Below are 13667 nucleotides of genomic sequence, written 5' to 3'. Positions count from 1 at the left end.
TGGGGGTCGCTGAATTCAATGTAGCCCAATCCTGCCTCGGCGGACAGGCCGCCAGCCTGCGGGAGCGCAAGAAAACAGGCCCGCTGTTGCGGGCCTGCGAGTGCGGTGTCGGGCGGGTTTACTTGGCAACCAGCTTGTTGAGTTCGACCAGATCTTCGGGCTTGAGCGTGCCGGCGGCCTGCTTGAGTTTGATCGACCCGACGATGACGTCGTAGCGAGCCTTGTACAGGTCCTTCTGGGTGGAGCTCAGGGCGGTCTGGGCGTCCAGCACGTCCTTGTTGATGCGCACGCCGACGCGGTAGCCCAGTTGGGTGGCTTCGAGTGCCAGCTTGGCAGAGGCTTCGGCGGCTTCATAGGCCTTGACCTGCGCCAGGCCCGATTGCACGCCAGAGAAGGCCTGGCGGGTGGCCAGGGCCACGCTGCGCTTGGCGTTGTCCACATCACGCTCGGCCTTGTCGGACAGAGACAGCACTTCCTTGACCCGGTTCTGGATGGCGCCACCGGCGTACAGCGGCATGTTCAGTTCGATGCCGATGGAGGCGTTGGTGCCCGAGCTCGTGGTGGCCTGGAAGGTGCTCGAGTCAATTTTGGTACGAGAAAGATTGGCTACTGCATCCAGCGTGGGCCAGTTGCCAGCCTTGGCCTTGTCGATTTCCAGCTTGGCAACCTTCAAGCCCACTTCCGCTTTGCGGACCACGGGAGACGCGGAGGTCTGGGCCACCCAGTCGTCCATCTGACCTGGGGCCAAGGCGTCCAGATTGGCGGGGGTCAGCAGCGGGCTGGGGGTGACGTCCTTGCGCCCAACGAGCTGATCCAGGGCGATGCGCTTGACCTGCAGGTCATTGGTGGCGGCAATCTCCTGGGCGGAGGCCAGGTCGAATCGGGCCTGGGCTTCGCGGGTGTCGGTGATGGTGGCGTTGCCCACCTCGAAGTTGCGCTTGGCAGAGGCCAGCTGTTCGGCCAGCGCCTTCTTGTTGGCTTGTGTGGTGGTGAGCACGTCCTGGGCTGCCAGCACGTCGAAATAAGCCTGGGTCAGGCGGGCGGCCAGGTCGTTTTCAGCGATGGTCAGGTCGGCCTTGGCTGCTTCAAGCGATTGCTCTGCCTGGTCGACCTTGGCTGCGTCGGCCCTGTTCAGCAGCGGCATCTTGGCGGCCAAGCCACCGGTCTTGCTGGTCGCGTTGGTCGAGGAGGGGTAGATGCCTGCATAGGCGGGCGGAATGTCAATCGAGCTTTCAAAATGGCTGCGGTTGATCGAAGCCTTCAAACCCAGCGAGGGCCGCAGCAGCGCATAGGCCTGGTCCACCTGGTATTGAACGGAATCGGCCTGGGCCTTGGCCGACAGGTAGGCGGCGTCATAGCCCTTGGCGGCCTGGTACAGGTCAACCAGGCTTTCGGCTTGTGCATGTGTCCAGCCCGCCAGGCTCAGCACCGCCGTGGCGGTGGCCAGGGCGAGCGGGCGCCAGCGGGCGGCTACTCGCTGGCCAAGGGGCTGGGTGGCCGATTTGACGGACTTGGACATCATGGATTCCTCAATGTTGGGAGAGAGCAGTCAGAACTGGAAGCGGCTGGGCTCGGCAAAGCCGGCCAGGCGGGGGGCGATGGTGTCGAACAGCACCTGGCTGTTGAATTGCGCGTCGTTCACGCGGGTGAAGAGCGTGGCCTGCATGATGGGCTCCTGGCCAACGATGGCCAGCAGGCGGCCGCCGGTCTTGAGTTGGTCCAGCAGGTTTTGCGGCACGGAGGCCACGGAGCCGGTCAGCAAGATGGCGTCGTAAGGCGCCTGCCCGGGGAAACCGGACGTGCCGTCGCCCTGCACGATTTCGGCGTTGTTCACCGAGGCGTTGCGCAGGTTGGTACGGGCCTGGGCAGCCAGGCCGGCGTCAGTTTCCAGGCCGATCACGCGCTGGGCCTTGTGGGCCAGCAGGGCGGCGACGTAGCCCGTGGCGGCACCGATGAGCAGCACGGTGTCGCGCTTGCTCAGGTTCAGATCCTGCACCATGCGGGCTTCGACGCGGGGGGCGAGCAGGGCGCGGCCGTTGCCCAGGGGGATTTCCAGGTCCATGAAGGCCTGGGCACGGTGTTCTGCGGGGATGAAGTCTTCGCGGCGAACGGCAGACAGCAGTGCCAGCACCGAGGTGTCCAGGACATCCCAGGGGCGGATCTGTTGCTCGATCATGTTGAAGCGGGCTTGTTCGACGTTCATGCTGGGCATCCTACGGGAGACGGTAAGTGAAAGTAATCCGGATAAAACATAGATTTTAAGAAGAGCTGTCGGTTTTCAGCCGCTTTTTGACCCACAAGCTGAAATCATCAAGAAATGCGTAGATAACCGGCACCACCACCAGGGTCAGCAGCGAGGAGGCGATCACCCCCCCGATCACGGCCTGGCCCATGGGGGAGCGTTGTTCGGAGCCTTCGGTCAGGGCGAAGGCCAGGGGCACCATGCCGAACACCATGGCCAGCGTGGTCATGAGGATGGGGCGCAGGCGCACGCGGGCGGCCATGAGCAGGGCTTCGCGGCGGGACAGGGGGTCGGTGTGGTGGCTGTCGCCGCTGAATTCCCCACTTTCGCCCAGGCGGGCGCGGTTGGCGAAGTCCACCAGCAGGATCGCGTTCTTGGTGACCAGGCCCATGAGCATGATGATGCCGATGACCGAGAACATGTTGAGCGTGGAGCCGAACACGAGCAGGGTCAGGACCACGCCAATGAGGGTCAGGGGCAGCGAGCTCATCAGCGCGATGGGCTGCAGGAAGCTGCGGAACTGCGAGGCCAGGATCATGTAGATGAAGACCACGGCCAGGCCCAGGGCAGACGCGGCGTACTCGAAGGCCTCTTTCATGTCCTTGGTGGAGCCGCCGAAACGGTAGTGGTAGTTGGTGGGCCAGGCGGTCTTGTCCAGAATGGTCTTGATGTCGGCGGAGACCTCGCCCATGGAGCGGCCGGTCACGTTGGCCGTGATCTCGACTTCGCGGTTGAGGTCGCGGCGGTTGATCTGGGTGGGGCCCAGGCCTTCGATGATGTCGGCGACCTGGTGCAGCTTGACGATGCGCGGACGGCCTTGCGCGTCCACGCCCGCGACCAGGGGCAGGTTGCGCAGGTCTTCGGCGGTGCGGCGGTCTTCGGGGCGCAGGGACACGCGGATGTCGTAGTTCTGTTCGTCATCGGCCAGCCAACTGCCCACGGTCTTGCCTTCGACCAGCACCGACAAGGCATTGCTGATGCTGTCGACGTTCAGGCCCAGGTCGGCGGCGGCATCGCGGCGCACGCGGATGTCCAGCGTGGGCTTGTTGGGCTTGAGGCTGGTGTCCAGGTCGACCAGGCCGGGTACCTGTTTGAGCTTGTCCAGTGTCTCTTGCGAGAGTTTGCCCAGTTCGGCCAGGCTGGTGCCCTGGATGGACAGCTGGATGGGCTTCTGGCCACCCACGGCGTCAAGCAGGCCCACATGCGTCACGGTGATGTCGGGCAACTGGCTCAGGGCCTTGCGCAAGGGGGCGGAGAGCTGGTCCACGCTGCGGGTGCGCTCTTTGCGATCCTTCAGTCGGATGTAGATGCTGACCTGGTTGCGGCCCAGTGCAAAGCCCGTGTTGATGGTCGACAGCGTGTAGCTGACCTCCGGCATGGCGCGGATCAGGGCTTCGACATCGTGTGTGCGGGCTTCGGTGGCTTCCAGCGAGGTGCCGGCCGGTGTGTAAAAGTTGACGAAGGTCTCGGAGTAGTCGGCCTTGGGCACGAACTCGGTGCCCATGAGCGGCGTCAGGGCCAGGCTGCCGACCAGGCTCAGCAAGGCGACCAGCATGGTCCACCAGGGGTGGTCCAGTGCCCAGGCGAGGATGCGCTGGTAGGCATCGCCCAATGAGTCTGCCCAATGTTCGACCGCCGCCGTGACGCGGCCGATGGTCTTGTCATACAGCGAGCTGGCCGCCACCACACCGGCATGGCGGTGGATGGCCGGGTCATGCCAGATGCTGGAGAGCATGGGGTCGAGCGTGAAGCTCACGAACATCGAGATCAGCACGGCAGCCACGATGGTGATGCCGAACTCGTGGAAGAACTTGCCGATGATGCCGCCCATGAAGCCAATCGGCAGGAACACGGCCACGATGGACAAGGTGGTGGCCAGCACGGCCAGGCCGATCTCCTTGGTGCCGTCCATGGAAGCATCCAGTGCGGACTTGCCCATCTGCACATGGCGCACGATGTTCTCGCGCACCACGATGGCGTCGTCGATCAACAGGCCCACGCACAGGCTCAAGGCCATCAGCGTGATCATGTTGATCGAGAAGCCGAAGGCGTACATGAACAGGAAGGTGCCGATGATGGAGATCGGCAGCGTGAGCCCGGTGATGACGGTGGAGCGCCAGGAGTTCAAGAACAGGAAGACGATGGCGACGGTGAGCACGGCGCCTTCGATCAGCGTTTCGCGCACGGTGGACACGCTGACCGCGATGGGGCGGCTGTTGTCGCGGATGACGTCGACCTTCATGCCGGGCGGCAGCTCCTTGTCGACCTGATCCACCACGTCACGCAGGCCCTTGACCACGTCCAGCGTGTTCTCGCCCTGGGCCTTGAGCACCTCCAGCGCCAGCGTGCGCTTGCCGTTGTACAGCGCGAGTGTGTCCAGCTCCTGCGGGCCATCGACCACATCCGCAACCTGGCTGAGGCGGATGGGCTGGCCGCCGCGTGTGGCCACGATCAGCCGTTCGAAATCACGCACGGTTTTCAGGCGTGCGTCGATCTGCACGACGCGGTCTTGCGATTGGGTGCGCACGCTGCCGGCGGGCTGGTCCTGGTTTTCCAGGCGCACCGCGTTGGCGACTTGCTCGGCGCGCAGGCCCAGTGCCTGCATGGCCTGCGGCTTCAGGTAGACGTTGATTTGCCGCTTGCGCGCACCCACGAGGTTGACCGAGCCCACGCCGCGCACGTTCTCCAGGCGCTTGCGCAGGATCTGGTCTGCATACGTGGTCAGGGCTTGTTCGCTTTGCGAGCCCTTGGGCGAGGTCAACGCCAGCGAAAAGATGGGGCGGTTGGCCGGATCGAAGCGCAGCACACGAGGTTCTTTGACTTCATCGCGCAGCGTCGGGCGAATGGCTGACAGCTTCTCTCGCACATCGTCGGCCGCGCGGCGGCCATCGACATCCAGGTTGAACTGCACGATGACAACCGAGCTGCCTTCATACGAGCGCGAGTACAGTTGGTTGATGCCCGCCACGGTGTTGACGGCTTCTTCGACCTTGCGCGTGACTTCGGACTCGATGATCTCGGGCGAGGCGCCGGGGTAGTCCAGCTGGATGGCCAGCGTGGGCAGTTCGATGTCGGGGAACTGGTCAACCTTGAGGCGTTGGTACGAGAACAGACCCAGCACGACCAGGGCCACCATGACCATGGTCGCCATCACCGGGTTGAGGATGGACAGGCGGGTGAACCACATGGCTTGGGCGGCTCAGCGTGCAGCAGTGGAAGAAGCCTGAGCCTGCCCCAGCGTCACGGCCTGGCCGTCGTGCACCGTGCCCGATGCATTGGCCAGCACGCGGTCGCCAGCCTGCAGGCCTTCGACGATCTCCACCATGGGGACCTCGTTCGCACCTTTGCCCACATGCGAGCCCAGCTTCACGTCCACCTTGCCAACCTTGCCATCGCGCACACGCAGTACCTGATCATGGCCGGACTCGCGCGTGATGGCGGTCTGCGGCACGCTCAGCGCCTCTTGTTGCGTCAGGGTGATTTCGCCCTGTACGAACAGGCCCTGGCGCAAGGCCGGGTGGGGCTTCAAGGCCAGGTAGACCATGACCGAGCGGGTGTCGGCCGTGGCGCTGGGGTTGATGCGGGCGATGCGGGCGGGCAGGGGTTCCGGCAGGCCTTCCACATGCAGCGTGGCCGGGCTGCCGACGCGTACCTGGGTGACATCTTGCGGTGTCAACGGCGCCTGCAATTCCAGGCTGCTCAGGTCCACCACTTCCACGATGCGGCCATCCACGCCGACACGTTCGCCTGCCTGCGCAAAGCGCTGCGAAATCTGCCCGGCAATCGGCGCGCGCACAATGCTGTCCTTCAAGGACTTGGCGGCCAGGTCCACCGCAAATTGGGCTGCTTCGTACGTGGCCTTGGCTGCTGCGGCGTTGGAAATGGAGTTGTCCAGCGCGGTGCGCGAGATGAAGCCTTGCTGCACCAGGGCCTGGTTGTTCTCCAGGTTCTGCTGGGCAATCTGCCATTGGGCCTTGGCCGATGCCGCTTGCTGGCGAGCCTGCTGCAGGCGGGTGTCGAACTCTTGAGGGTCCAGCTTGCCAATGACCTGGTCGGCCTTGACCTGGTCACCTTCACGCACGCTCAGGCTCAGCAGTTCGGCGGCCACTTTGGCCTTGACGATGGCCGAGCGTTGCGCCGTGAGGCTGCCCGATACGGGAATCGCATGCGTGAGCAAGGTGGGGCGCACTTCATGCACGTCCTTGCTGCTCAAGGACACCACACCGGCTTGCGCCGTCGCCGTGCTTTGGGCCAGTTCGTTTTGCTGCGCCTTCTTGTGCACGATGGCGCGGCCGATGCCGCCGCCCAGGATCAGCACGCCTGCTGCCAGGGCGATCCATTTGGTGGGTTTGCTCATGTGTTGGGGGAGGGCAGCTCGTTGGGGATGACCGGATGGCGGACTTCCAGGCCACGCAGCAGCAATTCGATCTGGGTCGTCATGAAACGTTCCGGATCAAGCGGCACCGGGTTGGCCGTGCACACCGAGGTGCACTGGCGGTAGAGGATCAGAAACTGAATGGGCGCGATGAGGGCGTGTACCACCGAGGTCACGTCCATGGGGCGGAACTCGTTGCGGTCGATGCCGCGCTGAACGACGCGGGCCAGCAGCGCATGGCTGGGCGCCACCACCTCGTCCACATAGAACTGCGCCAATTCGGGGAAGTTGCGGGCCTCGGCCATGATCAGCACCAGCAGGCCCGATGCCTTGGATGCGCCCACGCGGGACCACCAGGTGTGCGCCAGCAGATGCAGCAGATCGGATGTGTTGCCTTCAAACTGCTCGACCAGTTCATGACCCTCGGCGATGACCTGGGTCAGGTAGGCGCGCACCACGGCCTTGAACAACTCGTCCTTGCTGGGGTAGTACAGATACAGCGTGCCCTTGGAGACGCCAGCCAGCTTGGCCACTTCTTCGGCTCGGGTGGCGGCCAGGCCTTTTTCCACGAACAAGGTGAGCGCGGCTTCCAGCAATTCATGCGGGCGGGCGGCCTTGCGGCGCTGGCGCACGCCGGGCAACCTGGGCGCGATGGCTGCCACTGCTGCCACGATGGGGCAAGAGGGCGCTTCCCCGTCCGCTTGGTGCGGCTTCAGGGGCAGGGTGGAGGCAGGCGAGGGCGTGCGGCTCAAGACGAGGTTTCCAAGTAACTGACCTGTGGGTCAGTAATGTAGCCGCCTGGACTTGCATTGGTCAAACGGCCCCTTGGCGCCACACGCGCATGGCTATCATGCCCGCTGACCCGCGCACGGCGCATCGCCTCATCTACCCAACAAGTCAGCACATGGAACGACCGCAAGCACAAGACCGGGCCGCCTATGCCCACTTCAGCACCATCACCACGCGCTGGATGGACAACGACATCTACGGACACGTCAACAACGTCACCTACTACAGCTACTTCGACACGGCGGTCAACCGCTACCTGATCGAGGCGGGCGTGCTGGACATCCACCAGGGCGAGGTGATCGGCCTGGTCATCGAGACGCATTGCAATTACTTCGCCCCGCTGGAGTTCCCGCGCAACGTGGACGCCGGCATCCGCTTGGGCCACATCGGCAAGAGCAGCGTGCGCTACGAAATCGGCCTGTTTGACGAGGGCGCTCCGCAGACGGCGGCGGTAGGGCATTTTGTGCATGTGTATGTGGACCGCGCCACGCGCCGGCCCGTGGCCTTGCCCGAGCCTTTCCTCAAGGCGCTACAAGCCCTGCGCATGCCTTGACGGTTTGCATCTGGTTCCGTATGTTTCCCGGATTGGCGGGCTAAATGCCGATTTGGCGTGATCCCAGGGTTATCCCTTGGGGGTTCTCCATGGATTATGGGCGGGCTGCGTCTATGATCTTTGCGCTGATCTGATTCGGCTTGTTTCCTGTTTTGGCCCGCTGGTCAAATGCGTCGTCCTGTTTTTCGGAGGTAGTTCCTATGAGCCTGATGGGCCAAATGATGCACATGCCCTTGATGATCTCGTCGCTGCTCACGCACGCGGCACGTCACAACGGTGATGTCGAGATCGTGTCCAAGCGTGTGGAAGGCGACATGCACCGCACCAACTGGACCGAGGTCGAACTGCGTTCGCGCAAGCTGGCGCAGGCTCTGGATCGCCTCGGCCTGGAGGCAGGCGACCGCGTGGGCACGCTGGCCTGGAACGGCTATCGCCACATGGAGATCTATTACGCGGTGTCGGGCTCGCAGCGTGTGTGCCACACGATCAACCCGCGCCTGTTCCCGCAGCAAGTGGCCTGGATCGCCAACGATGCGCAGGACAAGGTCATCTTCGTTGACCTCAACATCTTCCCCCTGGTCGAGAAGCTGGCGCCTTCGCTGCCGGCACTCCAGCATGTGGTGCTGATGTGCGCCCGCGAGAACATGCCGCGTGAGTGCGCGCTGCCCCATCTGCATTGCTACGAAGACCTGATTGCGGCCGAAGATGGCAACTACTGCTGGCCTTCGTTCGATGAGAACACCGCGGCCAGCATCTGCTACACCTCGGGCACGACCGGCAACCCCAAGGGCGCCGTGTACTCGCACCGCTCGACCGTGCTGCATGCGTTCGCCGCAGCGCTGCCCGACGCCATGAGCCTGAAGGCCACGGACACCGTGCTGCCCGTGGTGCCCATGTTCCACGTCAATGCCTGGGGCCTGCCTTACACGGCGGCCATGGTGGGCTGCAAGCTGGTGTTCCCTGGTCACCACCTGGATGGTGCTTCGCTGTACAACCTCTTCGAAGAAGAGAAGGTCACCATGAGCGCCGGCGTGCCCACCATCTGGCTGGGCCTGCTGAACCATGTCAAGACCAACAACCTGAAGTTCAGCACCTTCAAGAGCACCATCATCGGCGGCGCGGCCTGCCCGCCCGCGATGATCCGCACCTTCGAGAACGACTACAACGTCGAAGTGATCCATGCCTGGGGCATGACCGAACTGTCGCCGCTGGGCACGCTGGGCCGACTGAAGTCCAAGCACGCAGACTGGTCGACGGAAGACAAGCAGAAGCTGCTGGAAAAGCAAGGCAAGTCGGTGTACGGCATCGACATGCGCATTGTGGATGCCGAAGGCAAGGTGCTGCCCTGGGATGGCAAGTCGGCCGGTGACCTGGAGGTGCGTGGCCACTGGGTGATCAGCGGCTACTTCAACATCGACAAGTCGCCGCTGCACGATGGCTGGTTCCCCACGGGCGACGTGGCCACCATCGACCCCGATGGCTACATGCAGATCACCGATCGCTCGAAGGATGTGATCAAGTCCGGCGGCGAATGGATCAGCTCCATCGACCTGGAAAACGCCTTGATGGCCCACCCGGCCGTGCAGGAGGCCGCGGCCATTGCCTGCCATCACCCCAAGTGGGACGAGCGCCCGCTGATGGTGGTGGTCAAGAAGCCTGGTGCCGAGGTGAGCAAGGAAGAACTGATCGCTTTCTACAAAGGCAAGATCCCCAACTGGCAAACGCCTGACGACGTGGTGTTCGTGGACGAGATCCCCCACACGGCCACGGGCAAGATCTGGAAGTTGCAGTTGCGCGAGAAGTTCAAAGACCACAAGCTGCCTACGGCTTGATCGTTGCCGTAAACACACAAGGCGCCTCGTTTGGAGGCGCCTTTTTTTTGCGCAGCTCGTGTGTTGTGGCGCGTGTTGACCGCGCTTGGGCGCGTTTAGGCGCGAGGCGGACGGGATGCGGGTCATCCCTGACTGGCACCCTCAAGTCAGGGGGGTAAATTGAGTTTGCTTACGTTTCAACACGACACGGAGATCCTCATGCGCTTCCAAGTTCCCCAAGTTCGCACGCTGAGTCTGTTGGTGGCTGCCAGCCTTACTGCAGGCGCGGCTTTTGCCCAGAAGGGCGAAACGGTGAAGATCGCCTGGATCGACCCGCTGTCGGGTCTGATGGCGAGCGTGGGCCAGAACCAGGTCAAGAGCTTCCAGTTCGTGGCCGAGAAGATCAACGCCAACAACCCGGCGGGCGTCAAGTTCGAGATCGTCAGCATCGACAACAAGCTCAGCCCTGCTGAAACACTCAACGCCTTGAAGTCGGCGGCCGACCAGGGCATCCGCTACGTGGTGCAGGGCCTGGGTTCGGGCTCTGCCCTGGCGCTGGTGGATGGCGTCAACAAGTACAACGAGCGCAACCCCGGCAAGGAAATCGTCTACCTGAACTACGCCGCGGTGGACCCTGATCTGACCAACAGCAAGTGCAGCTACTGGCACTTCCGTCTGGATGCCGACACCTCCATGAAGATGGAAGCGCTGACCACCTTCATCAAGGAGCAAAAGGACGTCCACAAGGTCTACCTGATCAACCAGAACTACGCGCACGGCCAGCAGGTGTCCAAGTTCGCCAAGACCATGTTGTCTCGCAAGCGCCCGGACATCCAGATCGTGGGCGACGACCTGCATCCGCTGGCCCAGGTGCGCGACTTCGCGCCGTATGTGGCCAAGATCAAGGCCTCCGGCGCGGACACGGTGATCACGGGTAACTGGGGGTCCGATCTGGCCTTGCTGGTGAAGGCCGCCAACGAAGCGGGCCTCAACGTCAAGTTCTACACCTACTACGCGAACTTCGGTGGCACCCCCACCGCGCTGGGCAAGGCCGCTGATGGGCGCGTCTACCAGGTGGGTTATGGCCACTACAACATGCCCGGCCTGAACGCGAGCCTGGTCAGCGAGTTCAAGAAGCGCTTCAATGACGACTTCTACTCGTCTGCCACCTACTCGGGGCTGGCCATGCTGGCTGATGCCATGGCCAAGGCCAAGTCCACCGACCCGCTCAAGGTCGCGGCGGCCATGGAGGGCCTGAAGTTCAAGAGCTTCAACGGCGAAGTGGAAATGCGCAAGACCGACCACCAGCTGCAGCAGCCACTGTTCATCGCCAAGTGGGCGCCGGTGGATGCCAAGAACAGTTATGACGTCGAGAAGACGGGCATGACCTTCGTGCCGGTCAAATCCTTCGACGCGTATGTGTCGAGCACGCCGACCTCCTGCCAGATGAAGCGTCCTTCGTGATGTGGGCAGCCCGAGCCACCTCGCTTCATGGGGTGGCCGGGTTGTTGAGTCCGGGCAGGCAAGGTGGCGCAGCGCCTGCTCACGTGTCACGCATGCGCCGCGCCTGATGGAAACCTTCGTCGTCTTCTTTCTGAACGGCATCAGCTACGGGCTGCTGCTGTTCATGCTCAGCTCCGGGCTGACGCTGATCTTCAGCATGATGGGTGTGCTCAATTTCGCGCACACCAGCTTCTACATGCTGGGTGCCTACTTCGCTTACGTGATCACGGGGCTGGTGGGCTTCTTCCCTGCGCTCATCCTGGCGCCCTTGCTGGTGGGCCTGTTGGGGGCCGCCTTCGAGCGCTACAGCTTGCGCAAGGTCCACGTTTATGGGCACGTGCCGGAGCTGCTGGTCACCTTCGGTTTGTCCTATGTGGTGTTCGAGTGCGTGCGCCTGATCTGGGGGCCGGCCAATGTGGACTACCGCATCCCTGATGTGCTCAGCGGCCCGTTGTTCACCATTGCCAACGTCAAGGGGCACGGCCTCCAGTTCCTGATGGGCGCGGGTGATCCAACCATCTGTGGCCCTGAGGCCGGCAATTCGTGCACGCAGTTCCCGATCTACCGTGGATTCATGGCCCTGGTCGCCCTGTTCATGCTGGGTGTCTTGTGGTTGCTGCTGACCCGCACGCGCATCGGCCTGATCATCCAGGCCGCGCTGACGCACCCTGACATGGCGCAGGCGCTCGGGCACAACGTGCCGCGCGTGATGATGGGTGTGTTTGGCGGCGGTTGTGCCTTGGCGGGGCTGGCCGGTGTCATTGGTGGCAACGCCTTCGTGACCGAGCCCAATATGGCCGCCTCTGTGGGGGCCATCATCTTCGTGGTCGTGGTGGTAGGCGGCATGGGCTCACTGGCTGGCGCCTTCCTGGCTTCGTTGCTGATCGGCCTGCTGCAGACCTTTGCCGTGGTGGCCGATGTGTCGGTGGCCTCGTTCATGCAAAGCCACGGTCAGACGGTCAATTACGAGCACTGGTCCTACCCGCTGCTCAAGATCACGGTGTCGCAGATGGCGCCGATCCTGCCGTATCTCCTCCTGGTGCTGATCCTGATCTTCAGGCCCAAGGGCTTGTTGGGTACACGTGAGGAGTGAAGAACATGACCAGTAACGTCTACCGATTCCGTCCCTTGAACCTGGGTCGCTGGCTGTTGTGGTCGGCCTTTGCCCTGGTGCTGTTCGTGGCGCCCATGTTCCTCAAGAGCAGCCTGTCGCTGACCATGCTCACGCAGATGGGCACGGCCATCATCGTCTGCCTGTCGTACAACATGCTGCTGGGGCAGGGCGGCATGCTCAGCTTCGGGCATGCCGTCTATTCAGGCCTGGGCGCGTTCGCGGCCATTCACACGCTCAACAAGGTGGGTGCGGGCGACTGGTCCATCCCGGTGAGCCTGATCCCTTTGATCGGCGGGCTGGGTGGCCTCGCGATGGCCGCCTTGCTGGGCGCGGTCACCACCAAGAAGTCAGGCAACACCTTTGCCATGATCACGCTGGGTGTGGGCGAGCTGGTCTGGAACATGTCGCTGATGCTGCCGGAGTTCTTCGGTGGTGAAGGCGGCATCAGCAGCAACCGCGTGGTGGGCCAGCCCGTCATGGGCATCACCTTCGGGCCGCAGATCCAGGTGTATTACCTGATCGCCGTGTACTGCTTCATCTGCACGGTGCTGATGTTCGCCTTCACGCAGACGCCGCTGGGGCGCATGCTCAATGCGGTGCGCGACAACCCCGAGCGTGTCGAGTTCATTGGTTATGACACGCAGCGGGTGCGCTACATCGCCTTCATGATCGCGGGCTTCTTTGCCGGCATCGCGGGTGGCTTGTATGCCCTGAACTTCGAGATCGTGACGGCCGAGGTGGTGGGCGCGCAGCGCTCGGGCGCCTACCTGCTGTTCACCTTCCTGGGCGGTTCGCTGTTCTTCTTCGGGCCCATCATCGGCGCGGTACTGATGGTGTTTGCCATGGTGATGCTGTCGGAGCTGACCAAGGCCTGGCTGCTGTACCTGGGCCTGCTGTTCCTGTTCATGGTGATGTACGCCCCGGGTGGCTTTGCCAGCCTGTTGATGATGAATGTGCGCCTGGCGGGCTACGGCATGCTCAAGCGCCTGTGGGGGGTGTACGCGGCTTTGGCTGTGACGGCAACGCTGGTGGTGCTGCCCTTTGCCGCCATGGTGGAGATGGTCTACCACATCAAGCTGGATGAGGCGCTGGGCCCTGTGATGCGTTTCGCTGGCGTGAGCCTGGATACGCAAAGCAGCACGACTTGGGGCCTGGCGGTGCTCATGCTCGTGGTGGGTGTGGGCTTGTTCGAGCTGGTGCGCAGGCGCTTCTCGCGCTTGTGGAACCAGATCCAGGAAGACATCGAGGCGCAGATCGCGCGCACCCCCGCGCTGTGAGGC

At 63.3% G+C, this 13667-nt stretch carries 10 protein-coding genes; 5 read left to right on the top strand and 5 right to left on the bottom strand.

The annotated features are described in order from the left end of the window. Positions 1 to 118: 118 nt before the first annotated feature. Genes JY96_RS04670 through JY96_RS04650 form a run of 5 tightly spaced genes read right to left on the bottom strand, consistent with a single transcriptional unit; the run spans position 119 to position 7369 of the window. Positions 119 to 1522 (bottom strand): TolC family outer membrane protein, encoded by a 1404-nt coding sequence (locus JY96_RS04670; RefSeq protein WP_369796123.1) that lies wholly within the window; start codon positions 1520 to 1522, stop codon positions 119 to 121. A 27-nt stretch (positions 1523 to 1549) separates the two neighbouring features. After that, positions 1550 to 2203 (bottom strand): protein-L-isoaspartate O-methyltransferase, encoded by a 654-nt coding sequence (locus JY96_RS04665; RefSeq protein WP_035041233.1) that lies wholly within the window; start codon positions 2201 to 2203, stop codon positions 1550 to 1552. A 55-nt stretch (positions 2204 to 2258) separates the two neighbouring features. Then, positions 2259 to 5429, bottom strand: coding sequence for an efflux RND transporter permease subunit (locus JY96_RS04660; protein ID WP_035035375.1), 3171 nt, complete (start codon positions 5427 to 5429; stop codon positions 2259 to 2261). A gap of 12 nt (positions 5430 to 5441) precedes the next feature. Beyond that, on the bottom strand, positions 5442 to 6599 hold the full coding sequence (locus JY96_RS04655) for an efflux RND transporter periplasmic adaptor subunit (RefSeq protein ID WP_035035372.1): 1158 nt from the start codon (positions 6597 to 6599) through the stop codon (positions 5442 to 5444). Further along, the gene (locus JY96_RS04650; RefSeq protein WP_235333852.1) at positions 6596 to 7369 is read right to left on the bottom strand and encodes a TetR/AcrR family transcriptional regulator; all 774 of its coding nucleotides are present in this window, start codon (positions 7367 to 7369) and stop codon (positions 6596 to 6598) included. The genes JY96_RS04655 and JY96_RS04650 overlap by 4 nt, the downstream gene beginning before the upstream one ends. A gap of 152 nt (positions 7370 to 7521) precedes the next feature. Between JY96_RS04650 and JY96_RS04645 the strand changes: the two genes are divergently transcribed. The 5 genes from JY96_RS04645 (at position 7522) to JY96_RS04625 (ending at position 13664) form a co-directional block, all read left to right on the top strand. Beyond that, positions 7522 to 7959: a thioesterase family protein gene (locus JY96_RS04645; RefSeq protein ID WP_035035370.1), complete on the top strand. Its 438-nt coding sequence runs from the start codon at positions 7522 to 7524 to the stop codon at positions 7957 to 7959. A 200-nt stretch (positions 7960 to 8159) separates the two neighbouring features. Beyond that, positions 8160 to 9791 carry a 3-(methylthio)propionyl-CoA ligase gene (locus JY96_RS04640; RefSeq protein WP_035035367.1) on the top strand — a complete coding sequence of 544 codons (1632 nt, stop codon included), beginning with the start codon at positions 8160 to 8162 and terminating at the stop codon, positions 9789 to 9791. 198 nt (positions 9792 to 9989) lie between these two features. Further along, positions 9990 to 11234: a branched-chain amino acid ABC transporter substrate-binding protein gene (locus JY96_RS04635; RefSeq protein WP_035035365.1), complete on the top strand. Its 1245-nt coding sequence runs from the start codon at positions 9990 to 9992 to the stop codon at positions 11232 to 11234. Between the two features lie 106 nt (positions 11235 to 11340). After that, positions 11341 to 12366 (top strand): branched-chain amino acid ABC transporter permease, encoded by a 1026-nt coding sequence (locus JY96_RS04630; RefSeq protein ID WP_035035363.1) that lies wholly within the window; start codon positions 11341 to 11343, stop codon positions 12364 to 12366. Between the two features lie 5 nt (positions 12367 to 12371). Next, the gene (locus tag JY96_RS04625; protein ID WP_035041228.1) at positions 12372 to 13664 is read left to right on the top strand and encodes a branched-chain amino acid ABC transporter permease; all 1293 of its coding nucleotides are present in this window, start codon (positions 12372 to 12374) and stop codon (positions 13662 to 13664) included. Positions 13665 to 13667: the final 3 nt, after the last annotated feature.

Source organism: Aquabacterium sp. NJ1, assembly GCF_000768065.1.
GTDB lineage: Bacteria > Pseudomonadota > Gammaproteobacteria > Burkholderiales > Burkholderiaceae_C > Aquabacterium.
The sequence above is the reverse complement of the archived record's forward strand: the minus strand, read 5'-3'. Positions and strand labels throughout refer to the sequence as shown.

Excerpts from the sequence above, each read along its gene's own strand:
- JY96_RS04670 (WP_369796123.1), bottom strand. The coding sequence starts at position 1,522 with ATGATGTCCAAGTCCGTCAAATCGGCCACCCAGCCCCTTGGCCAGCGA.
- JY96_RS04665 (WP_035041233.1), bottom strand. The coding sequence starts at position 2,203 with ATGAACGTCGAACAAGCCCGCTTCAACATGATCGAGCAACAGATCCGC.
- JY96_RS04660 (WP_035035375.1), bottom strand. The coding sequence starts at position 5,429 with ATGTGGTTCACCCGCCTGTCCATCCTCAACCCGGTGATGGCGACCATG.
- JY96_RS04655 (WP_035035372.1), bottom strand. The coding sequence starts at position 6,599 with ATGAGCAAACCCACCAAATGGATCGCCCTGGCAGCAGGCGTGCTGATC.
- JY96_RS04645 (WP_035035370.1), top strand. The coding sequence starts at position 7,522 with ATGGAACGACCGCAAGCACAAGACCGGGCCGCCTATGCCCACTTCAGC.
- JY96_RS04640 (WP_035035367.1), top strand. The coding sequence starts at position 8,160 with ATGAGCCTGATGGGCCAAATGATGCACATGCCCTTGATGATCTCGTCG.
- JY96_RS04635 (WP_035035365.1), top strand. The coding sequence starts at position 9,990 with ATGCGCTTCCAAGTTCCCCAAGTTCGCACGCTGAGTCTGTTGGTGGCT.
- JY96_RS04630 (WP_035035363.1), top strand. The coding sequence starts at position 11,341 with ATGGAAACCTTCGTCGTCTTCTTTCTGAACGGCATCAGCTACGGGCTG.
- JY96_RS04625 (WP_035041228.1), top strand. The coding sequence starts at position 12,372 with ATGACCAGTAACGTCTACCGATTCCGTCCCTTGAACCTGGGTCGCTGG.